At 41.7% G+C, this 22728-nt stretch carries 24 protein-coding genes; 14 read left to right on the forward strand and 10 right to left on the reverse strand.

The features are described from left to right. Positions 1–3 precede the first annotated feature (3 nt). Complete coding sequence (locus tag IEX80_RS09115; protein WP_112655527.1) at positions 4–1482, forward strand: glutamate synthase subunit beta; 1479 nt, start codon at positions 4–6, stop codon at positions 1480–1482. A gap of 116 nt (positions 1483–1598) precedes the next feature. Here IEX80_RS09115 and IEX80_RS09120 read toward each other — a convergent pair whose 3' ends face one another. The 3 genes from IEX80_RS09120 to IEX80_RS09130 form a co-directional block, all read right to left on the reverse strand. Then, entirely contained in the window at positions 1599–5156 is a 3558-nt protein-coding gene (locus IEX80_RS09120; protein WP_229701571.1) for a TraB/GumN family protein, read from the reverse strand. Positions 5157–5316: 160 nt separating this feature from the next. After that, entirely contained in the window at positions 5317–5742 is a 426-nt protein-coding gene (locus IEX80_RS09125) for an SRPBCC family protein (RefSeq protein ID WP_188832708.1), read from the reverse strand. Further along, on the reverse strand, positions 5739–6077 hold the full coding sequence (locus IEX80_RS09130; protein ID WP_188832709.1) for an ArsR/SmtB family transcription factor: 339 nt from the start codon (positions 6075–6077) through the stop codon (positions 5739–5741). Before IEX80_RS09130 ends, IEX80_RS09125 begins: the two co-directional genes overlap by 4 nt. 331 nt (positions 6078–6408) lie before the next feature. On the opposite strand from IEX80_RS09130, the gene IEX80_RS09135 reads away from it, so the two are divergent. Next, positions 6409–6702 (forward strand): hypothetical protein, encoded by a 294-nt coding sequence (locus IEX80_RS09135; protein WP_188832710.1) that lies wholly within the window; start codon positions 6409–6411, stop codon positions 6700–6702. Positions 6703–6709: 7 nt separating this feature from the next. On the opposite strand, the gene IEX80_RS09140 is transcribed toward IEX80_RS09135, so the two are convergent. Further along, positions 6710–7177 carry a CYTH domain-containing protein gene (locus IEX80_RS09140; protein WP_188832711.1) on the reverse strand — a complete coding sequence of 156 codons (468 nt, stop codon included), beginning with the start codon at positions 7175–7177 and terminating at the stop codon, positions 6710–6712. A 96-nt stretch (positions 7178–7273) separates the two neighbouring features. Here IEX80_RS09140 and IEX80_RS09145 point away from each other — a divergent pair, with 96 nt between their 5' ends. From IEX80_RS09145 to IEX80_RS09175, 7 genes are all read left to right on the forward strand, one after another. Beyond that, a complete protein-coding gene (locus IEX80_RS09145) occupies positions 7274–8215 on the forward strand; it encodes a hypothetical protein (protein ID WP_090526624.1) in 942 nt (313 codons plus the stop codon). Positions 8216–8288: 73 nt separating this feature from the next. Continuing rightward, on the forward strand, positions 8289–9227 hold the full coding sequence (locus tag IEX80_RS09150) for a hypothetical protein (RefSeq protein ID WP_090526622.1): 939 nt from the start codon (positions 8289–8291) through the stop codon (positions 9225–9227). A gap of 54 nt (positions 9228–9281) precedes the next feature. Continuing rightward, a complete protein-coding gene (locus IEX80_RS09155; protein ID WP_090526620.1) occupies positions 9282–10244 on the forward strand; it encodes a hypothetical protein in 963 nt (320 codons plus the stop codon). Positions 10245–10402: 158 nt separating this feature from the next. After that, on the forward strand, positions 10403–13126 hold the full coding sequence (locus IEX80_RS09160) for a carboxypeptidase regulatory-like domain-containing protein (protein ID WP_188832712.1): 2724 nt from the start codon (positions 10403–10405) through the stop codon (positions 13124–13126). A gap of 173 nt (positions 13127–13299) precedes the next feature. Beyond that, positions 13300–13704, forward strand: coding sequence for a DUF1761 domain-containing protein (locus IEX80_RS09165; protein WP_090526616.1), 405 nt, complete (start codon positions 13300–13302; stop codon positions 13702–13704). 191 nt (positions 13705–13895) lie between these two features. Continuing rightward, positions 13896–14759 carry an aldo/keto reductase gene (locus IEX80_RS09170; protein WP_188832713.1) on the forward strand — a complete coding sequence of 288 codons (864 nt, stop codon included), beginning with the start codon at positions 13896–13898 and terminating at the stop codon, positions 14757–14759. Between the two features lie 115 nt (positions 14760–14874). Then, complete coding sequence (locus tag IEX80_RS09175) at positions 14875–15273, forward strand: hypothetical protein (RefSeq protein ID WP_188832714.1); 399 nt, start codon at positions 14875–14877, stop codon at positions 15271–15273. Positions 15274–15410: 137 nt separating this feature from the next. Here the strand turns inward: IEX80_RS09175 and IEX80_RS09180 are convergent, their stop codons facing one another. Beyond that, positions 15411–15701, reverse strand: a complete 291-nt coding sequence (locus tag IEX80_RS09180; protein WP_188832715.1) for a YciI family protein — start codon at positions 15699–15701, stop codon at positions 15411–15413. Positions 15702–15882: 181 nt separating this feature from the next. Between IEX80_RS09180 and IEX80_RS09185 the strand changes: the two genes are divergently transcribed. Continuing rightward, a complete protein-coding gene (locus tag IEX80_RS09185; RefSeq protein ID WP_188832716.1) occupies positions 15883–17049 on the forward strand; it encodes a galactokinase in 1167 nt (388 codons plus the stop codon). Positions 17050–17162: 113 nt separating this feature from the next. After that, the gene (locus tag IEX80_RS09190) at positions 17163–17693 is read left to right on the forward strand and encodes an RNA methyltransferase (RefSeq protein WP_091162906.1); all 531 of its coding nucleotides are present in this window, start codon (positions 17163–17165) and stop codon (positions 17691–17693) included. Positions 17694–17777: 84 nt separating this feature from the next. Here the strand turns inward: IEX80_RS09190 and IEX80_RS09195 are convergent, their stop codons facing one another. Continuing rightward, positions 17778–18455, reverse strand: coding sequence for a GNAT family N-acetyltransferase (locus tag IEX80_RS09195; RefSeq protein WP_188832717.1), 678 nt, complete (start codon positions 18453–18455; stop codon positions 17778–17780). Between the two features lie 101 nt (positions 18456–18556). Between IEX80_RS09195 and IEX80_RS09200 the strand changes: the two genes are divergently transcribed. After that, positions 18557–19216: a YdeI/OmpD-associated family protein gene (locus tag IEX80_RS09200; RefSeq protein ID WP_188832718.1), complete on the forward strand. Its 660-nt coding sequence runs from the start codon at positions 18557–18559 to the stop codon at positions 19214–19216. 76 nt (positions 19217–19292) lie between these two features. On the opposite strand, the gene IEX80_RS09205 is transcribed toward IEX80_RS09200, so the two are convergent. The 3 genes from IEX80_RS09205 to IEX80_RS09215 all read right to left on the reverse strand — a co-directional run bounded on the left by IEX80_RS09205 (position 19293) and on the right by IEX80_RS09215 (position 21180). Then, on the reverse strand, positions 19293–19508 hold the full coding sequence (locus IEX80_RS09205; protein WP_090526601.1) for a hypothetical protein: 216 nt from the start codon (positions 19506–19508) through the stop codon (positions 19293–19295). A 140-nt stretch (positions 19509–19648) separates the two neighbouring features. After that, positions 19649–20200: a GNAT family N-acetyltransferase gene (locus tag IEX80_RS09210; protein WP_090526597.1), complete on the reverse strand. Its 552-nt coding sequence runs from the start codon at positions 20198–20200 to the stop codon at positions 19649–19651. Positions 20201–20235: 35 nt separating this feature from the next. Next, on the reverse strand, positions 20236–21180 hold the full coding sequence (locus IEX80_RS09215) for a hydroxypyruvate isomerase family protein (RefSeq protein WP_090527600.1): 945 nt from the start codon (positions 21178–21180) through the stop codon (positions 20236–20238). Between the two features lie 223 nt (positions 21181–21403). Here IEX80_RS09215 and IEX80_RS09220 point away from each other — a divergent pair, with 223 nt between their 5' ends. Together IEX80_RS09220 and IEX80_RS09225 are read left to right on the forward strand one after the other, a co-directional pair. Next, entirely contained in the window at positions 21404–21889 is a 486-nt protein-coding gene (locus IEX80_RS09220) for a hypothetical protein (protein WP_090526595.1), read from the forward strand. A gap of 46 nt (positions 21890–21935) precedes the next feature. Next, positions 21936–22133, forward strand: a complete 198-nt coding sequence (locus IEX80_RS09225; RefSeq protein ID WP_090526592.1) for a hypothetical protein — start codon at positions 21936–21938, stop codon at positions 22131–22133. Between the two features lie 69 nt (positions 22134–22202). Here IEX80_RS09225 and IEX80_RS09230 read toward each other — a convergent pair whose 3' ends face one another. Next, on the reverse strand, positions 22203–22532 hold the full coding sequence (locus tag IEX80_RS09230) for a YbjQ family protein (RefSeq protein ID WP_090526590.1): 330 nt from the start codon (positions 22530–22532) through the stop codon (positions 22203–22205). Between the last annotated feature and the right edge of the window lie 196 nt (positions 22533–22728).

A 22728-nucleotide genomic window follows, 5' to 3' on the forward strand; every position in this document is an offset into this window, starting at 1 on the left:
GAAATGGGAAAACCTACAGGATTTCAGGAGTTTAATCGCGAACTTCCATCAAAAGTTCCGGCTGCTGAACGCGTTAAGAACTATAACGAATTTGTGAATTTATATACTGAAGAGAAGCTTAACCAGCAATCGGCCAGGTGTATGAATTGCGGTATCCCTTTCTGCCATTCGGGATGCCCCCTTGGTAATATCATTCCTGAGTTTAACGACGCCGTGTATCGTAAAAACTGGGAAGAAGCTTACCATATATTATCATCAACTAATAACTTCCCTGAGTTTACGGGGCGCATCTGCCCTGCTCCATGCGAATCTGCATGTGTGTTAGGCATCAACAAGCCGCCTGTTGCTATTGAGGAAATTGAGCGCCACATCATCGAGATCGCTTATGAGAAAAACCTTGTAAAACCAACTGCACCGCTTGTTAAAACGGGCAAAAAGGTAGCCGTTGTCGGTTCGGGCCCTGCGGGTCTTGCCGCAGCAGCCCAACTGGTAAAAGTTGGCCACACCGTTACCGTTTACGAACGTGATGACCGTGCAGGCGGCTTGCTTCGCTATGGCATCCCCGATTTTAAACTGGAAAAATGGGTTGTTGAGCGCCGCGTTGAAGTAATGGAAAAAGATGGCGTTGTATTTAAATACAACAGCGAGGTTGGTGTAAACGTAGCTGCTGATGAACTGGTACGTAACAACGATGCGGTGATTTTAGCAGGAGGTTCAACAATCCCGCGTAACCTTAACATTCCGGGCCGTGAGTTAAAAGGCATCCATTTTGCAATGGATTTCCTGAAACAACAAAACAAACGTGTTAGCAATATTGAAGTTACTGCCGAAGATATTATAGCTACAGGTAAAGACGTAGTGGTAATTGGCGGTGGTGACACCGGATCAGACTGTGTGGGTACTTCAAACCGCCAGGGTGCTGCATCAATCAAGCAATTTGAGGTGATGTTCCAGCCGCCGGCTCAGCGTACACAGCATATGCCATGGCCTACTTACCCAATGGTACTGAAAACTACCAGCTCACACGAGGAAGGTGCCGACCGTTTCTGGGGTGTTAATACTTTAGAATTTTTAGGCGATGAAGAAGGTAACCTGCGTGCCCTGAGAGTAGTTGATGTTGAATGGGAACAGGATTTTATGGGTCGCCCTGTAAAATTCCATGTAGTTGAAGGTTCGGAGCGTGAAATCCCTTGTCAGCGTGTATTCCTGGCTATGGGTTTCTTACATCCACAGCATGATACTTTCATCAGCCAGCTTGGCGTTGAAATTGACGACCGTAAAAACGTTAAAGCCAAAGAAGGTGTTTACCGTACCAACGTAAGCAAAGTGTTTACAGCAGGCGATATGCGCCGCGGACAATCATTGGTGGTTTGGGCTATATCTGAAGGCCGCGAAGCTGCCCGCAAGGTTGACGAGTTTTTAATGGGCCACTCTCTGCTGGAAAGCAAAGATGCTGTTAACCAGTTTGACCAGGTGTTTTAGTGGTAGAGATTGGAGGTTTGAGATCAGAGGTTAGTTACTTCTTTGAAGAGATCTCCCTGTCATATCATTTTTAATTACAAAGCCGGGTTTTGCCCGGCTTTGTTGTTTGTTCCGGTTTATCTTTCAATTTTGCCGGCCAATTCCTTATCATTTTGCTTTTTAAGATCTGGCAGCATCTTTTTTGCCTGCTTTTGCCAGTCCAAATCTTTATCAACTCGTTCATAATAAGTATGGTAGCTGCTAAAATCAAGCTTTGAAGCTCCCGGCGTGTACGGACCACTAACAGCCAGTTGCAAGTTATCGTCTTCTTCATCATAATAGCTCTTGTAGTTGAATACATAAAACAGTTTTCCCTTATCGGAGATTGTACCTAAAAGTTTTATGTGACTTGGGCTTTCATCTTCATCAGTGGCAATGGCGTTTTGATAAACGCATAATTTAGCAAAAGCTGCCTGTGTTTTATATTTTTCAGGAACCCTTGCAAGTTGTTTTTCTTTATCGAGCTCCAGCATCAGATCATAGCGTTGAGCGATGCTGTCCAAAAGCCTGTTCACTAAAATCTGACTTACCGGCAAACGATTTTTAATACGTGTAATTACAGCGGTTGGCAAATATTTTTCTATATCGTTTTGCTTTATTATCTTGTTGGTAAAACTAGCTGTTATGGGCTGCCCTTTAACTTTTTGCATTAGTGACAAGTAATAATAAACCGGCAAATACATTTTATTACTATCTTTTTTGCTCAACAGCTTATCAAGATCGCTATTGGCAAACGTTACTAAATCGTTAAAATGAGCACGGATAAAATCATCATATTGGCCCTTCTTATTCCCGGCTATTTTTTCAAATACCATCAATAAATTTGAACGGCAATCTTCACTTTTTAACAGTGGTATAATACGCTTATAATTAGCTACTACATAATCATTTGAATCAATAAGGGGCACAAATGAGTTATAATTGTATTCGGCTTTGGGTACCGGGACATTGGTGAGCAGGTCCAGATATACGTTATACCCTTTTTGTTTACCAATCTGAGCAATTGCCGCCAATATATCCGGCTTTACATTGGCGTTTATCTGCGAATTTTTATATACCGATGCAAGCACATCGATGGTCTTATCATCATGTGTTGATTCCAGTATACGTACCAGTTTATGGGTTGTTCCCTCATAGGTGCTGTCATTGGCGTAGCTTTTTTCAAGAGCTTTATAAACATAAGCCAACTCATCTTTGTTAAAATCATAATATGACAAGGCACCATGAGCGTATTTAAATTTGGTTGCATCGGTTGATGCCAAGCCATCAGCAATTTTGGATGCTTTTGAAGATGCCAGATCTATTGTATTAGTTGGCTTTATCTTCTTTACCGAATTATAAAACGCGTTACTGGTTTCGTTAAAAAGCTCCTCATCGGCCAGGTAACCTGTTAAATAAAACAGATCTCCGTTATCAATAAATATCCTGTTCCGTTTCCTGGTGCCGTTTTCCTTATTTTGAGTTATAAATTCATGCCCCTTGATGCCATTAACTGTTATGGTATCATCTTTCAAAAGGGTATCGGTGTATTTTATCCTTTTATGCGTAAAAGAATGAAATATGGAATCCACGCTTTTAGCGCGATAATATCCGCTTATTCGCGCATGTTCAATACCATATAACCCACCCGAAGCAATGTTGGTTGAATACATTGTTACCGAATTACCAAAAGCAGAAGCATAACTACTATCAACAACACTTTTTTCTTTTTGAAATACTCCTGCTGTGAAATTGCCGCCATCAACAGGATATTGATCCATTACCGCCTTATTATAGGGTAAAAGCTTAAAGGATTCAAAAAAGTCGTCGTTAGTTTTATCATCCTTAGCCCCAGGCTGCAAATTTTGTCTTAATAGCACATAAGTGCGGTTACCTCTCAACAGCAATTGTATTTTGCAGTAATATTTTTCGGCCATAAGCACCTCTTCTTCCAAGCCCTCGTATCCCTCTTTTATAATTTTATGGGGAGCTTTGATGATTTTGGTGGCATTACCAAATAATTGGTTCATATTTCCAAACAATGCTTTCCTGTCAGCAAGATAAGTGCCTTTAGGATAATCGTTATACCTGATGATGTAATTTTCGATATTATTCGTATCGATAGCCATTAAAAGATGGATGCGATAAGGCTCACTCAACGAATCTCCGGATGGAAGTTCCTTTAATATTGGTTGGGGATTGCCCGGCAAATGAACAGAAAACGCAGCCGTATCATTTTTATAAGTTATCCAGGCTGGATTAGATTTTGGAACCGGTTTGAATGTTTGAAATGAATCAAAAAACCTGTTTACGTAAGGTGAACGGATAGTTGACAGCTTCAACCCTGCATAAACCATATATAAATAATCGTTTACAACCATGAACCTTGCACGCAGGGTTTGCCCCTTGGTTTGCATTATCAATTCACGTACTTTCTGACCATTTACAATAATGGTATTCTGACTCAAAACCCGATCTTCTGATTTCTTTTTGAAGTTGCCGGTCATATTGTTTAATACCTTTTCCGCATCAACAGGTTTAAGACCCGATCCTATTTTTGTAGAATACACGCCCATAAAAACCTCGTTGGCTATATCAGCATAAATAACGGTAGGCATTTCATAAAATATTTTTGTTTTAACAGGCGCAAAAGGCAGGTTTATGGAGAAGCCATCACTTTCATATTTGTAGATTTCCCAGTTAGATTTGGTAAAATCGGTATTAAATTTATCAGCAACGCCGGTAAAACTGGCTTTAACATGTGTAACCGTGTAGCCCGCGTTTCGCAGCAAGGCTATTAAACCGTGCCCGCCAGGTAAATGCGCAGCTCCCACCGCCGAAAACATAGTTTGATTATGAATATGATTAACAATACTGTTAAACATGACCTTGTTTCGTGTGATAAGCTCGTCATCGTTCAACTGTTCCTCGGTCATAAACGCCTTCATATTATCAAGGTTACCGGCACTATATAACCTGATCATAGTTTCTATAGCGTCAAGATATCTTGCGTCGCTCCCTTTATCTTCTTCTACCAGGTCTTTTACACGTTCTTTGATATTTGACCGCAGGCCAAAGTAACTATCAAACTGTTCGGCCGTGTTCTCCAGTCCATAAACTTCTTTACCGAGGCTTTGGGCTACTCCATACAAATAAGCATCAACAACCGCGGCCTTATCGCCCGGTTTATCATATTCGGGCCGCATTGCCGCTTCAAGGCTCATCGGGTCCATATTACCCATATCATAACCCTTTTTCTGTTTAAAGCGCTTTGAAAGTTTAGCATACTCTGTAGGCGAAAGCCATTTGCGAAGGCTGCGCAAACTATCGCGTGAGCCGAGCTGATTAAACATGGTTTTAATCAGGGTATCGGGCTGTACCTCCAGGGCAAAAGCCGAAGTATTTTTGATTGCCAGCATTACCGAATCGCTAAAACCAAAGGCACGCTTATCTTTTACGTGCATGGTACCAAACAAATACGAAGACTGAGTTAAGCCTTTTCCGCTAATGCGCCACAGCAAGGTATAATTACTTCTTTGCTGGGCCGAAACTAACGACGAAATTATAAACAATAATAAAAAAGTGTAGTATCTTAATTTTGAACAAGCTGTAAGTGATCTAAAAAAAGAGGGTTTTGATAAGTAAAATTTGATCATATAAAATTGTAACAGGTTTAAGCAAGCACTAATATAAAAGATATTGGCATATCGAGTATTCCGAAGCGATAACTTTATGCAAAATTAACAAGCAATAATAAAAAGGCACCTGTTGGGGAACAAGTGCCTTTGGAATAAATAGGATTACGATATTGTTTTTTTACTTCTCCAGATAATCTTTAAGCGATACGCCCGTAATATGTGTCCAGCCGGCAACAAAATTTTCTTTTTTGAAGGAATCCAACGGCGGGAAAGTTTCCAGACCGCTATGGGTGAGGATTAATTTGGTGCCATTCCCTTCAGGAAAAAGTTCCCACGTAACTTCCGAGTCGCCGTCGTAGCCATCATATCGCCAGGTATAAGCAATAGTTTTACCCTCAACAACTTTAGTTACCCGGCACAGGTGACGGTATTGAAAATTATCCTTATCTCCCGCCGTAAATTCAAATTCAAATCCTACCTCGGGTTTAAATTCGGCAAGGTCAAAATACCATTCTTTCATTTTTTCTTTAACGGTAATGGCTTCCCATACCTTTTGAATGGGCGCCGAATAAACACGTTCAATTACAAATGGTTGTGTGCTCATAGTTTGCTGTTTTTATGGTTATCTGTATTTTGTTCGTTGGTTAAAAAAGCGTCGAGGGCATCCAGTTTCTGCGTCCAAAACCGGCGGTATTGCTCTGCCCAGTCTGTAACTTGCTTTAACTGTTTCAAATCGGCATGGCAATAGCGTTCCCTCCCCTGTTGCTTAATAATGAGCAAACCGCATTCGGTTAATATTTTTATGTGTTTGGATACGGCCGGCCTGCTGATATCAAAATTATCGGCCACGGCATTAAGGTTCATTTGCCGGCTGGCCAGCAGGTTAATGATCTCACGACGGGTTGGGTCGGCAATGGCCTGGAAAACATCTCTTCGCATAGTAACAGAACGGAAACATGAAACCGTTCGGTTACAAATATAAATGAAACCATTTGGTTACGCAATATCTATTTTAATTTTCTTAAAAAGACGCAACACGCACCTACAGGGTGCTACTTTACTTTCAACATACTTATTTACAAGCATATGCAATACACCCCTATCCTCAAATCATTTCATTATTCGCCAAATAAGCGATATGGTCAGCAAGCAGCAGCGCCTATACCATAGGTAATTTTACGTAGTGAAAATTGGGTGATTATACCTATTTCGGGGTATTGCTTTTTACCATATTTTTATCCCACCTGAATGTTTAATGCAATTTAATACAATGGCAATACGTATAGTATCTATAAAAACCGACAGCGCACCGCACGATAACCCGTATGTGGCCATCGACTCACTTGAATGGATCAACGAGCGGATCAATGTAAAAGGCCTCACCGAAAGGTCGAAACTTTATGACTGGATAAAACATGAGGATGGTGAGGCTTACATTATTGATGACAAAGGCAATAAAACCAGCTTGATCCCTGCTGTTTGCCCCAAGGGCAACAAGTATGTGAAGACTGTTTACGACGAATCGAAACCCGACTATCTGCTCGGCTTACCGGAATGTGCCTGAAATGTTGCTACCAGTTTTTAAAAGGATGAACGCTTAACCTGGCATTATAATACCGATCATCGCCGGTTACCTCAGTTGTTACCCATGGCGGCAGTTCAAACTCTTCATCCTCGCTGCCAAGTTCAATTTCGGCCATCAGTAAGCCCTGGTTATCGCCTAAAAACTCGTCAACTTCCCAAAGTTTACTGGCATAAATAATGCGGTAGCGGTATTTTTCCAACTCGGAGGCGGCAAAATTATCAAGCAACTGAACGCCATCGGCTGCGGGAATAGTATATTCAAACTCGCTTCGGCTAAAACCTGCTGTACTTCCTTTTATAGTGATATATGCTTCGGTATCAGTAACCCGTACCCTTATTGTTTTCTTTTCATCACTAAAAATATACCCCTGCCTGAAATACATTGCCTCAGGCTTTGTTACCAGCTGCCATTTTTCCCGATCTACCAAAAATTTACGTTCTATTTCAATTGCCATCAGCTTATATCAGATTTACTTACAATCTGCAATTTTAGCATTATTTAACATTTGGGCATTGGTAAATATCATATATTTATAATATATCGAACCTATATGCTAATTGCTAAACCTTTTACAAATTTAACCTGCATTGTATTGACTTTGTTTTGCCTTGGCTGTAAACACCGCAACATTGTTAAACATGACGGCGAAAAAGATCTGATCTCATTTAAACCTGTCTTTGGCATCAGCTATACCGAAATTGCGCGGCGCTCACAAAACGGGCTATCATTTAACCATTTTGGTTACCAGTTAGAACCGGAATGGAAAATGCGATTTGTTTCAAATGATTCTACCAGTATCTATAGCCCAACAAAAAAACAGTTCATCAATTTTCCCCTTACCCGTGGTTATGACTCTATTTTTAATACGGCCCGCACCTGGCTCAAAGTTAAAACCATGACAAAAGACAGCATGATCATTGAATTGCTCAAGGCCTATGCAGATTCGGTTGACACTCGCGGCGCTAAAGTTTACATGGTTTTTTATGCGGATAAGTATATAAACAATGTACTTCATGGCGATTTAAGCAAATGCAAAAGTCCCAGCCGAAGGGATACTGTATATATACAATCATTAACCAATGCAGCCAATAAAGATTTTACCAAAGCATTTGCCGCAAGACAACCTGTTGAACTCGAAAGCAAAAGCCCGCATGTTACTTTTAGTAAACGCCATACAGAGCCCACCATGCTCAACAACTTCGATACTTCCTATGATTATATGAACCCCGAGTTTGATATTACCATCGATAAAGCATACAGCAATTTTTACTATTCATTCTCCATGTTTATTGATCCGGCCGGGCAAATACATTATGGAAAACCCCTTACGGTATTTACAGAAAAAAGCTACGAGGAAAATTATATTCACCTCTCTACAGCGGTAATGAACAGTTACCTTAAATACTACCTGAACTTTATTCCCGGTAAAACACTTGGTATAGTGCATACCAGTGAGATAGCCGTTCATGTTACGGGAAACCGGGGCGTATAGATTCAAGTCACGAGGTTATGTAACCTCCTCGTTTTAGCGTTCATAATAAGTCATATATTTAACAAATACCTATATGATAACTAACAAATCTATAGCAAAATTAACCTGCATTGTTTTGGCTTTGCTTTGCATGGGCTGCAAACAACGTAACATTGTTAAACACAATGGCGAAAAAGACCTGATTTCGTTTAAACCTGTATTGGGTATCAGCTATACAGAAATAGCGCGCAGATCAGATAACGGGCTGTCATTTAATAACTCCGGTTATCAATTAGAGCCGCAATGGAAAATACAATTCGTTTCCGATGACTCAGTCAGCATTTACAGCCCGACAAAAAAACAATTTATCAATTTTCCGCTTACCCGCGGATACGATTCCGTTTTTAATACCGCCCGCAGCTGGTTAAAAATTAAGACCATGACTAAGGATAGCATGATCATCGAAATGCTTAAAGCTCGCGGCGATTCAGTTGATACCCGTGGCGCAAAGGTTTATATGGTTTTTTATGCCGATAATTATATTAAAAACACACTTCACGGTGATTTGAGCAAATGTAAAAGCCCTAACCGCAAAGACTCGATATATATAAAGCAGTTAGCCGAAGCTGCCAATAAAAACATTAAAAAAGCTTTTGCAGCCCGCCAACCGGTTGAGCTTAGCAGCAGCAGTAACCGGATAAAAATAAAAAAACTCCATACCGAGCCAACCATGCTCAACAATTTTAACCCATCCGACTATATGCGCCCCGAGTTTGACATCACTATTGACAAAGCCTATGCAAACTTTTACTATTCGTTCTCAATTTTTGTTGACCCCGTGGGGCGGATGCATTATGGTAAACCCCTACGGGTATTTTTCGAAGAAACTCAAAGGGTAAGCAATACCCATCTTTCAAAAGCCGTAATGGAAACTTACCTCAAGTTTTATCTTGATGTGAAGCCAGGCAGTACACTTGGCATTGTGCATACCAGCGAGATTGCAGTAAACGTTACCGGCAAAAGTGGCTTATAATGATATCGGTCCATTTTTTAGCCATTTATCAAATTATCTATATCTTTAGCAGCAATGCTACTTATCAATCTTAAAAAGTTAAAACCGGCAGCATTTGGGCTGCTCATCATTATATCTGCCTTTATTTCAGGTTGCGGCAGCGGCTCTTCAGGTAACAAGAAAAGAGAGTTGATCTCCTTTAAACCTTACAATGGCATCAACTACTCTGAAGTATCCAGACGTCAAAAAAATGGCCTCTCGTTTAACGAATACGGTTATCAACTGGAGCCGCAGTGGAAGCTAAAATTTGTTTCAGACGATTCGATAAGCATTTTCAGTCCAACAAAAAATGCATTTATTAATTTCCCGCTAACACGTGGCTATGATTCAATCTTCAACGCAGCGCGCTCATGGTTAAAGATAAGGCAAATCAATAAAGACAGTATCACCATGGAGATCCTGATCCAGAAAGGGGATTCACTTGATGTTAAAGGCACCAAGGTGTTCATGCGATTTTTTGCTGATAATTATGTAAAAAACGTTTTGCACACCGATACCGCTACATTAAGAAGGCCAAGCCGTGCCGATACAGTATTCATCCGTTCGCTTGCCGCTAAAGCAACTGCAGATTATACCAAGGCTTTTGCAGCCAGACAGCCAGCTACAATAACCAGCAATAGCCCGCTGGTAACCGTATCTCGCCGCACTACCAAACCGGACATACTTAATAATTTCGATAACTCTGATGACTACCTCGACCCTACTTACGACATTGTGATCAAAAATGCCTATAAGGATTTCTATTTTTCCTTCACCATGTATGTTGATGATAAAGGTAGTTTGTACTACGGTGCCCCGCTTGTCGGATTTAACGGCGACCAGGAAAGAGAAGCCGATTATATTCATACCTCAAAAGCCGTTGTGGACAGCTACTTTAAATTTTACCTTAATGTAAAGCCTGGTACAACCCTGGGCATCATCCACTCAAGCATGGTCTCGGTACATGTTGAGGGCAAGGCCAAAACTGCAGCCAAGTAACAATTGTGCTATTTTGTATAAGCGTATAGCTTTTAGCGTTTAACTTTCGCAAGCGGCTAAAAAAAGCATTTGTAAAAAAGTGTTAAATAAACAGCCGCTAAAAATGCAATACGGCTAAATGTTTATATTAGCCCCTGTTACTTCTTTAACTTATATTGATGATCATACGTCGATTTTTACTCCTATTATGCCTGTTAACCGCATTTGGCGCATCTGTTTTTGCCCAGCAGGATAGCATCCCCCTAACAACCATAATCGAAAAAACAAGCAAGTTTATCAGCAGCTACCCTATCGAGAAAGTTTACCTGCATACAGATAAACCTTATTACGCTGTTGGCGATACCATTTGGTTTAAGGCCTATGTAACCATTGAAAAGCACCAGCCGTCAGCATTGAGCCGCATAGTTTATGTCGACCTGATCAACAACCGCGATTCCGTAGTTGAGAGTCAGCGCATCGCGGTTACAAATGGTTTTGCAAGTGGTAACATTGTACTTAACGGCGATACTTATAAACAGGGAGCTTACCGCCTGCGAAGCTACACCAACTGGATGCGTAATTTTGACCCGGATTATTTTTATGACCATACTTTTAATGTTGGCAACGCCATAGATAACCAGGTACGCACCAACATCACTTATAAAAGTTCAAGCAAAAGAACAGGCGTTAAAGTTGATGCCACCATCCTTTACAAAGGGCCGGACAACAGTCCGTATGCCAACAAAAAAGTAAACTGGCAACTGATGAAAAACGGCGACCCCGTAAGCAAAGGCCACGGCGTTACAGACGATAAAGGCGTATTGCAGGTTGACCTGCCCGAAAGCCAGGCCGATGTAATTACCGGCGGTATCCTGGTTACATCCATTGACGTTGGCGACCGTAAAACCATTAGCAGCAGCTTTTCAATGCGTACTGCAGTAAAAGGTTATGATGTACAGTTTTTCCCCGAAGGTGGCCAGTTAACCAATGGGATTCGTACTAAAGTTGCGTTCAAAGCCATAGCTTCAAGCGGTTTGGGTGTAGACATTAAAGGAACGATAGTTGACGATAAAGGCGCCGAAATAGCCCAGATCAGCAGCGCGCATTTAGGCATGGGAATTTTCGCCATCACGCCGGATCTTGAAAGATCATACAAAGCGAACATTACTTTCCCGGATGGATCACAGGCTACCTATAATTTGCCTCGCGTACAATCAATGGGAATAAATATTGCCGTTTACAACAATGACCCAACCAATCTTACTGTAAAAATATCGGCTAACGACCTGTTCTTTCAGCGTAAAAAAAACAAAAGCTTTTACCTGGTGGCGCAAGGCGGTGGCGTTATTTACTACGCGGCGCAAACTGTATTGCAAAGCACAGTTTATTCGGCCAATATCCCTAAAAGCAAGTTCCCCACAGGTATTGTGCAGGTAACGCTGTTTTCATCGGGCGGGTATGCTCTGTGCGAGCGGATTGTGTTTATTCAGCATAACGACCAGATGAACCTCGCCCTTAAAACTGATAAACCATCATACACTACAAGGGGCAACGTTAAGATCACTGTATCGGCAAAAAACAATACAACCCCGGCCGAAGGCAGCTTTTCGGTAGCTGTTGTTGATGATGGTACAGTACCGTCAAATGAAGATGCAGAATCAACCATATTGAGTAATATGCTGCTCACCTCCGATCTGAAAGGATACATCGAAAAACCGAACTATTATTTCAATAAACCTGATGATGAAAAACTGACCAACCTGGATATTTTGATGCTTACCCAGGGTTACCGTCGCTTTGATTATGAGGATATACTGGCCGACAAAAATCCGCCTATATACCTGATGCCGGAGCAAGGCATTGACGTAACAGGAACATTGAGGACCAATGCAGGTCTTCCGGTAGCCAAAGGCAGCTTAAGGTTGCTCATTCCAGATAAAAACTTTTCGGCAGAAACAATTACCGATATGTCGGGCAATTTTAAATTCTCAAACGTGAATGTGCCGGATACATCAAAAATTACCCTGAGCGCCCGCAACAACCCTAACGGACGCAACATGGTCATATCGGTTAATGGCGAAGCTTATCAAAAACTGAGCAAAAACAACAACATCCCCGATGAGATCCTGAATATTGACAGTACTTTCCGTCCTTATTTACAAAACAGCTATAAGCAATATCAAAGCTCACGCACTATAAAGGAGGTTGTTGTAAAATCAACCAAGATCGTAAAAAAAGCCAGCCATGCCGATTATGGCACCTTCTCAGGTTTACCTATGCAGGCCGATCATGAAGTATCGGCACAACAATTGCAGGGCTGCCCTTTGTTGTTAAACTGTTTATCAACCATGGCAATGGGCCTTACCTATATCGACAACAATTTTTACGTTACCCGCGATTACAATGCAGGCGGCCGCACCCCTGTGCAGGTATATGTAGGCAGCCTGCCTGTTGATGCCAACTTTTTATCAAGCATACAATCGAGCGAGGTTGAATCTGTAGAGATCTTTTTAAATGATGGGGTAAGCGGCATCAACCGTAGTACCCAAACCAAGGGTGTACTGGTGATTAACAAAAAGGTTGTTAAAAAACAAAAGATAACACTTGCACAATTACAGGAACTTATTCCCAAGCAAAATGTGATCACTTTTGCAGTGCAGGGCTACACTAAAGCCAAAGAGTTTTACTCGCCTAAATATGATGTAACCAAAGCAGGCACGCTTGGCGGCGATTTGCGTAATACTATTTATTGGAAACCTAACGTAATTACCGATAAAGCAACCGGCACTGCAACCATCAGCTTCTTTAACAGCGATCAGCGCGGCTCATACCGTGCTATAATTGAAGGGATTGACGCCGAAGGTAATATCGGCCGAAGTGTGATACATTATAACGTAAAATAAGATAACTCACCCCCGGTTATTATACTTTGAAAACCCTGATCGCTTAAGCAGCAATCGGGGTTTTCCATTTATACCTATTCAGTGTTTTTTTCAAAAAGCTTTAAGCCTTGTGCATTCAGCTTTTACCTATTAATAGTTATATTAGTACAACCAATTAATTTAAACATATCATCATGAATTTTCAACTTATCAACTGGCTGGCCGTTGTGGTTGCAGCATTATCCGCGTTTTTAGTTGGCGGTATCTGGTACTCTCCTGCGCTGTTTGCCAGTGCATGGATGGCAGATAATAAACTAACCAGTGCCGAATTACAGGCTTCCAATAAAGGCAGGGCCTTCGGCTTTACAGCCTTCTTTTCTATCATTATGGCTGTAAACCTTGCTATATTTTTAGCCGATGCAAAAACTGATCTTGCCTGGGGAGCGACAGCGGGTTTTCTTGCGGGCATCTGGACGTTTTGCGCTATCGCTATTCACAGCCTGTTTGAGCTCAAAAGCTGGCGGCTGATCTTCATAAACGGCGGTTACAGCGTGGTATCCCTAACCCTGATGGGCTTAATATTAGGTGCCTGGAGATAAGATGGTTCACTAATAGAAAACGAATTTATGCGAATTGCACAAATAGTCATCAAGCTTTAATTCGTGTAATTCGTTCACACCCATTAGTGCAATTAATGTAGGTTCAAAATGACATTGATGTTATATAATCCATGAACAATACCGGTACTTTTTAGTTGAACTTTACAGTAGTCAATCCAAAATACATTACCATGGCAAGCACAACAAGTTCATTTGAAAAGACATTCACCATTGGTGGCGACATTACCATTAATCGTTTAGGTTACGGCGCAATGCGTATTACAGGTTCCGGCATCTGGGGACCGCCGAAAGATAAAGACGAAAGCATCCGTGTGTTGAAGCGCGCTATTGAACTCGGTGTAAATTTTATTGACACAGCCGATAGCTATGGGCCAAATGTATCGGAAGAATTAATTGCCAAAGCCCTGCACCCATACCCTACCGACCTCCTGATAGGTACCAAAGGCGGCTTATTACGTACCGGCCCTAACGAATGGCCTGTGGACGCCTCGCCGGAGCATTTAAAGGAGGCTCTTGAGGGCAGTTTGAAACGCCTCCAGGTTGATCGTATAGATCTGTACCAGCTACACCGCATTGACCCTAAAGTTCCTGCCGAAAAATCATTTGAGTTTTTGCAAAAAGCACAGCAGGAAGGTAAGATCAGGCATATAGGCTTATCTGAAGTAAGCGTTGAGGATATCAAGCTTGCCCAGCAATACTTTGAAGTAGTATCAGTACAAAACATGTACAGCGTTGATAACCGCAAATGGGAGGCCGAACTGGAATACACCCGCGATCATAACATCGCCTTCATCCCATGGTTCCCGCTTGGCGGCGGCAACGTACAGGGCGAAGACATATTAGGCCGTATTGCCGCCAAACACGATGCTACCATTCATCAAGTGGCATTAAGCTGGTTATTGCATCATTCGCCAAACATTCTGCTTATCCCCGGCACATCAAGTGTTAAACATTTGGAGGAAAATATGAGAACCGCCGATATTCAACTGTCAGATGATGATACAGATGTATTGAACAGCCTATCTGAAGCATAAATAAACCATTTGAAGAGCTAAAATTAAAAGGATGTCATTAATTTGGCATCCTTTTAATTTTGAATCAAATTGAAAGGAATGAACACCGGCAGCTATTATGAAACATCAATCCTAAATGAAAAGTAAAGAAGAAATACTAAACAACTATAACACTACAGGCAAGGATGGCCTGCCGGAAATATCAGCCGAAGACCTGCTCAACGCTATGGAAGCCTACAAACAACAATGGGCCGAAGCGGCTTTTAACGCAGCAAGGAAACAAAGTAACGAAGCTTACGAGTTTGAAACTTTTAATGATTTTATGGCGAGTACCCAGGCTAAGGAACAGGTACAGGATGACTTCAGTGCTATGATAACCGCGGTAGCTGATAATGTAGTCGCCAATTTTTTGCCCGATGACAGTTCGATAAATGAGTTTGATTTTAATTTTACGATGCAGGGCAAAGGTTATACTGCTTTTTATACTAAAGATGATCAGGGATACTGGCAAATGAGCAGATGGGCGGAGCAATAGGCAGTAGGCAAGTTTTGAGTTAGCTTTTTGCAGTGAAAATCTGTTTGACGTTCTGTGATTCGCTGTCCGAAGTCTCTGGCTTCGAACAGCGGAGTTTTTTGTCACTGCAAACTGCACACTAATGACTGCAAACCGCCTTAAACGTCGGCCGCTTTAAAGGGCTTTACATCAACGCTTTCCCATACTTTTTGAGTAACATACGGATCATTTTGTTTCCAGACTTCCATCTCTTCGTCGGTTTCAAACTGTACTATCATGGTTGAGCCTATCATCTTGCCTTCTTCGTTCAGCATAGCTCCTCCTAACACAAAATTACCATTGGCTTTTAAAGCCCTGGCACCATCAAGATGATGAGGGCGGGCACCTAACCGACGTTCAAATGCTTCGGCATCGGTATAATCGTAGGCGGTAACGAGGTATTGTTTCATGGGTATCTATTTTAATTGGTATTTAAATAACATGCATGCAGTTTTTGCGCATGCATGCTTTTATCAGGTCCGAATATCTGCAAAACTATCCCATTAAAATAAATTAAAAATTAAATTAAATTTATAACTGTAAAGTTGACAATTTTTACAATATTTGTTTCCCGAAAAACCAACCTGAATAATGAAGAATAATTTGCACCAGGAATTTATTAAGATCTTTAACAAAGAAGCAGACAACGCGTACTTTTCGCCCGGTCGTGTAAACCTTATTGGCGAACATATTGATTATAACGGTGGTTTGGTTATGCCATGCGCCATTACTTTTGGTACTTATTTACTAACCTCCCCTAATGAGGATGGCGTTTTCCGCTTCAGGAGTTTAAATTTTAGTGAGCAAAAAGATATTCCGTTGCAAATCAGTTATGAAAAAACCGGCGAAAACTGGTTTAACTTTCCTATTGGTGTTATTGACCGCTTTATTAAGGATGGTCACCCGTTAAAAGGCCTGGATATGTTATTTTATGGCGATATCCCAATTGGCTCGGGTTTGTCATCATCAGCTTCTATCGAGGTGGTTACCTCCTATGCACTTAACGACTTGTTTAACAGCGGCTATAGCAAGCTCGACCTGGTTAAACTGTCAAAAGATGTAGAAAACAACTTTATAGGTGTTAACTGCGGTATTATGGACCAGTTTGCAGTTGCCTTTGGCGAAAAGAACAAAGCCCTGATGCTTAACTGCGATACCCTGGATTACCAGGCGGTTGACAGTAATCTTGGCGATTATGTACTTGCCATTATCAACACAAATAAACCCCGCAAACTGGCCGAATCAAAATATAACGAACGCGTAGAGGAGTGCCAGGCAGCCCTAATGGCCTTGCAACAGCAACTGGACATTAAATATCTTTGCGAGATCAATAGCACTACTTTTGAGCAATACAAACACCTGATAACCGATCCGGTTGTGTTGAAACGCGCCAAACACGTAATTGAAGAGAACGACCGTGTAAAACTGGCCGCAACAGCCCTTGCAGATAACAACCTGACCGAGTTTGGCAGGCTGATGTACGCCTCACATGATTCCCTGCGCGATTTATACGAAGTAAGCGGTGTTGAACTGGATGCCGTTGCCGAATATAGCAAAACCAACCCTGATGTTGCGGGTGCCCGTATGACGGGTGCAGGTTTTGGCGGTTGTGCCATTGCCCTGGTAAAAGGTGATGCGTACGATAATTTCAGCAAAGAAATAACCGAATATTACACGCAAAAAATAGGATATGCCCCATCTGTTTACAGCTCGCTTATCGGCGACGGTGTAGGTGTATTGGCTTCAGTGCTTAACTAACGGCTTTTTTGTATTTTTGCATTTGGTTCATAGTTGATAGTTCATGGTTCATAGCCTGTTATTAAACACATATTGGCTATGAACTACGGTCTATGAACCATGAACTAAAGAGTATGCGCAAATTAAAATTGGATGAGCTGAACCGGGCTACGGTTGATGAATTTAAAGCACAGGATAAATTGCCGGTAGCCGTGGTGCTGGATAACGTGCGGAGTATGCACAATATTGGCTCTATTTTCCGCACCTCTGACGGTTTTGCGGTTGAACAGATTTGCCTTTGCGGTATTACAGCCCAGCCCCCTCACCGCGAAATTGAAAAAACAGCCCTTGGCGCAACCCAATCAGTAAACTGGACTTATTACGAAACTCCTTTGCAGGCTGTTGAACAATTACGTAACGATGGCTACCAAATCATAGCCATTGAACAAGCCGAAAACAGCACCATGCTTCACGAGTTTAAACCCGCTGAAGATGGCAAATACGCCCTGATTTTTGGTAACGAAGTAAACGGTGTAAGTGATGAAGTAATGCAAGCGATTGACGCCTGTATTGAGATCCCCCAGTTTGGCACTAAGCATTCGTTTAATATTGTAGTATCGGCAGGCATCGTGCTTTGGGATTTTTTTGCTAAGATGGCGATATAGAACCTCACCCAAACCCTCTCCAAAGGAGAGGGCTTAAAAAATTGCTTCTTAAAGTCTCCCCCCTCGGGGGAGATTTAGAGGGGGTTACTTCCTCAACACATAAAACGACATTTCCTTCCTCGTTACAAAACCGAGCTTTTCATACACTTTAATAGCCCTTTCATTTTCACTTTTCACATGCAGAAATGGAATTTCAGAAGCTGCTTTGATCCGCTTAGCCTGGTTTAACAATAATTTGCCTGCATAACCACGCCCCAGATAATCGGGGTGTGTACAAACTGCGCTGATCTCGGCATAGGGTGCAGGGTTTAAGCGCTGGCCGGCCATAGCAACCAACTTATCTCTATCAAATATGCCGTGATAATGTCCAAACTCAATAGTTCGCTCTATAAAGGGGCCAGGATTGGTTAGTTGAGTAAGTTCAATCATTTGGTGTACATGTTGCTCTGTAAGCGGCAACAGATCGTCATCAGCAAAACCAGCAGGCACCTCTCCCTCAAAAACCATCTGCAGACACTTCAGATAGTGTACTATGTTCCACTGCTCCGGGATTACAACATCATGTGGTGCAATAAATATAAAGTGGCTTTCAAAAGGAATGGTATCGTAAAGCAGGTTGAAATTTTCCGCAGATATTTCGGGAATAGCAACAAAAGGCGAAACCTCCTTCGGGAAATATTTAGCTATATCATTACCGCCCGCAAAAGCTTTATTACCGGTGCTAAGGGCGTTCCAGGCCGGGTTGTCAAGTACATGTTCCATCAAGGCAAAGCTATTAAAAATACCATGCAGCAGGGTTTGGGCTTGTCATTCAATTTTAATTTATTGCTTACATTAGCTTTATCCATTATAAAACGTTTACAATGAATGCCCTTGCTAAAAAACTGCAGATCAAACCAAATTCACGCTGGTTGTTGCAAAATGCGCCCGCAGGTTACCAGGATAGCTTGTCTCCCCTGCCGGATAATGCCAGCCTTGTATTTAACACCGAAGGCGAATTTAACGGTATCCAGCTATTTGTGACCAACAGTACAGAACTGACATCCGAACTTAAGGTAATCACCCCCTTACTTAAAGACGATACTGTTTTCTGGATCATCTACCCTAAAAAAAGTTCAAGTATCCAAACAGATCTGGAAATGATGAGCAGTTGGGACGCCCCTGCTCTGTATGGCTTACGGCCTGTAGCATCAGCTGCTGTTAACGAAGTATGGACTGCATTGCGCTTTCGGCCGGTTGAAGCTGTAAAAGTTTCTGAAGGACGAAATGAGGCTGTACGAAATAATGAGTACGGCGATTATATTGACGTGGATAATAAAATAGTAACCCTCCCTGATTACGTAAAAGAAACATTGGAGCAACATCCGGCAACGCTTGACTACTTTCAATCGCTGGCTTACAGCCATAAAAAGGAGTATGTACTTTGGATCCTTACAGCCAAACAGGAAAAAACCCGCCAGGACCGCTTAACTAAAATGGTGGAAATGCTGCAGAATAAAAAGAAGAATCCTTCGGATAAATAAAAAATTTCAAATGGTTACTAAACAAAAGCGCCCTGCATTTTCAACAAATACAGGGCATTTTTATGTTTAGTTTTATTTACCAGCCAGAGCCTTTTTTAGCATTACCATTTTTGATATGCTCTTCGGCAGTTGCTTTGCCCATGATGGCAGCCATTTTGTTACCTTCACTGTCAGTTCCTGTTGCAATGTATCTGCCCGATTTTACGTCGATAACGGGATTGATCATTGGTACATTTTTAGTTTTTGTTTTCACTGAATAAGCGGTGATGCCACTTCCTTTTTCTGTTGCCATGATAAGTTTCTTTTGTTTTTTAATGTTAACCCCATTTAAACTGAATTGTTTTCAGCACAGGTATAATTGGTTTCTATGCGTAAACATGCATCATTTTTTTTTAATTAAAAATAGCTGGGATAAATAATTTGTTAACAGATTTAAGTTTGTGTTAATAACGAATATACCATCGTATCCTCAAAACGACCGTTATACAAATGATCTTCCTTAAAATAAGCCTCCTGCACAAACTTATTTTTGAGCAATAATTTAATTGAAGCGAAATTCGCCGGACTTACATAAGCTCCTATAGAATGCAGTTTCATCACATTAAAACCATAGTCGATAGCGGCTGTTATTGCCTCCTGCATGAGCCCCTGACCCTGGTATACCGGGTTTAAAAGGTACCCGATCTCGGCACGGTGACTGTCTTTCTCTATCCGCCAAAAACCTATGCTCCCAATATATTTATTATTGTTTTTCAGGCAGATACACCAGGTAATACCATCATTTTTGCCAAGCAGGTCTTCTATCACGTCTATCAGTGCAACAGCGTCATCAATGGTTTTGTTGATTGGCCGGTGAATGTACTGCATCACGGTTTCGTTCGATCTCATTTCAAACAAATCGGCAGCGTCATCACGGGTAAAACGCCTTAATATAAGGCGCTCAGTTACCAAAACAGGAAACGGATTAAAGTTGGGACTAAGCATAAATAATGTTAATAACCGGCTGCGTTAGCGGCATTTTAAATAAAACTGTCCGCCTCGCGATATGCTTTAATTAATGCAAGCTCACCTTCTTTTCCTGTTCCGGCTGTGCCATGTTCCATACCCATTACGCCTTTATAGCCTTTATTATAAATGTGTTTGAATATGTTTTTATAATTAACCTCACCGGTTCCCGGTTCTTTACGGCCGGGGTTATCTCCTATCTGGTAATAGCCTATCTCATCGTAAACCAAATCAAGTGTCGGGATAATATTACCCTGGTTACGCTGGACGTGATACATATCATACAGGATCTTACATGACGGACTTCCCACAGCCTTACAGATAGCATAGGCCTGGTCGGGTGTACGCAGGAACAGATCCGGATTATCGCTTAGCGGCTCCAAAACCATGATAATGCCGTGCGGCTCCAGTATAGCAGTTCCCTTTTTTATGGCTTCAATAACATTGCCTGTTTGCACACCGATAGGAAGTTTCCGCGCAAAATCGCCGGGGACCACGGTAACCAGTTTGCTGCCTATGCGTTTGGCTACCTCAACCGCCTGCTTGCAGGAGGCGATGAACTTTTCAACCTGGTCGGCATTGCCGGTTGCCAGCATGTTACTATCGTTGCCCAAGCCTGGCTGCACAAAAACGCCCATTGCCATGCCCAGCTTTGCTAATATCTCGCCAATCTTTTTTTGCTGCTCAACCGGCCGGCCGCTCATCCCGTTATCCTCAATAGCGCGGAAACCTTTATCGTATGCAAATTTTATCTGGTCGATAAAATCATCGCCTGCATGGCTTTTAAACATGCCGTCGTGAATGCCATAGTTAAGGTTAAAAGGTTTATCGCCGGCTACAGCAGCTACTTCTCCTGTAGGTTGAGCGCAACCGGTAAGCGCGGAGGCTTTTAAAACACCTGTGGTAAAAAGTGAAGCCCCGGCCAGTACCGAGCTTTGAACAAAGTTTCTGCGTTTCATGAGGTTTTTTGGGTTGGTTTACGGGCTAAATATAGTCATTGTGACAGTTAATTAAACAGCACAAGGCTTTTACTATCACAATTAATCGGATTATGCAACCCCTTAAACTTGCCGGCCCGTAATAGTATATAGTCGTTACATTGTAACTATTTCGTGGCGGTAGTCCGGAGTGATTGAACCTTTTAGTATTTTAATTGTCATAACAAAAAAATTAACCACAGTTATGAAATTTCAATTAGGCTTTGTTTCCCTTATCACAATAACGGTTGCCTCTTGCTCGGGCAATCATTCAACAAATGATGCCGACACGGCAATAAAAAAGGAAGACACTGCCATGGCTAATGCACCCGACGCGCCGGCTGTAAATATGGAGTATTGCTTTTATACAACTGAAGGTACCGCCAGCCAGGATACTACAAAAGTTAACCTGCATATTAACGGCAATAAAGTTACCGGCGATATGGACTGGCTGCCTAAAGAAAAAGATGCCCGTAAAGGCAGCCTGATGGGCAATTTAAACGGCAATGTTATTAAAGCCTTATGGACTTACGGGCAGGAAGGCCGCACGGATACGCTGAGCGTAGAGTTTCAGCTAAGGGGTAACCAGCTTGCCCAAAAGCCTTACAGGTACGATCCCAAAACCGGCAAGCAACAAACCAACAGCACAGCTGATTATACAGTAATTTACAGCATGAAAAATTGCCGTTAATTTAAACGCAATTTATAAATTAGCTAAAAAATAAAAGGTCAAGAAAATGGAAAAGCGCGAAACCAGTATACTATATCTTGTTTTAGGATTATATAGTTTAATGATAAGCTGGTATTACAATCACAGTGTTATTTTACTTATTATCCATTACATATTTTGGCCTGTTTACCTGATATATGAGCTGTTGATAGGCCACCTTGCCCACGGCATGTGGAAAACCATCCCACTTTCATATTTTAAATAAAGTAAAGCAGTACTCTATAAAACAGAAAAACCACCCTAAAATCATACCAGGGTGGTTTTTCCTTTTTTATTAAACCTTTTCAACCACGACAGCGGTACCGTAAGCAAGCACTTCTGTAACGCCCTGCATTACTTCGTTGGCATCATAACGCATGTTAATAATGGCATTGGCACCAATAGCCTGCGCGTGCTGAATTAAAAGCTGGTAAGCCTCTTCGCGTGCGTTTTCGCACAGTTCAACATAAATTGAAAGCCTGCCGCCAAACAGCGATTGAAAACCGCCGGCAATATTGCCCAAGGCGCTGCGGCTGCGCACCGTAATGCCGCGTACAACGCCTAAATGCCTGGTAACCCTGTAGCCATCTAAGGCTGTACTGGTAGTAATAAGTGATGTATCCATTTTTAGTTTAAGTTTGTTAGCCAGCAATTTAACCGGCCTGATTTTTATTTAGATGTAGTATGGTTAACGATATTACGTAAATATCTGTTTTTATTTTTTGAGATCAATGGTTGTGATCAGAGATTAGTGGCTGGAGGTTAGAGATTAGTTTCTTTGCATATACAATCGCTAATGATATCTGAATTAAGAGCAAATC

The sequence above is a fragment of the Mucilaginibacter rubeus genome, assembly GCF_014643835.1.
Lineage (GTDB): Bacteria > Bacteroidota > Bacteroidia > Sphingobacteriales > Sphingobacteriaceae > Mucilaginibacter > Mucilaginibacter rubeus.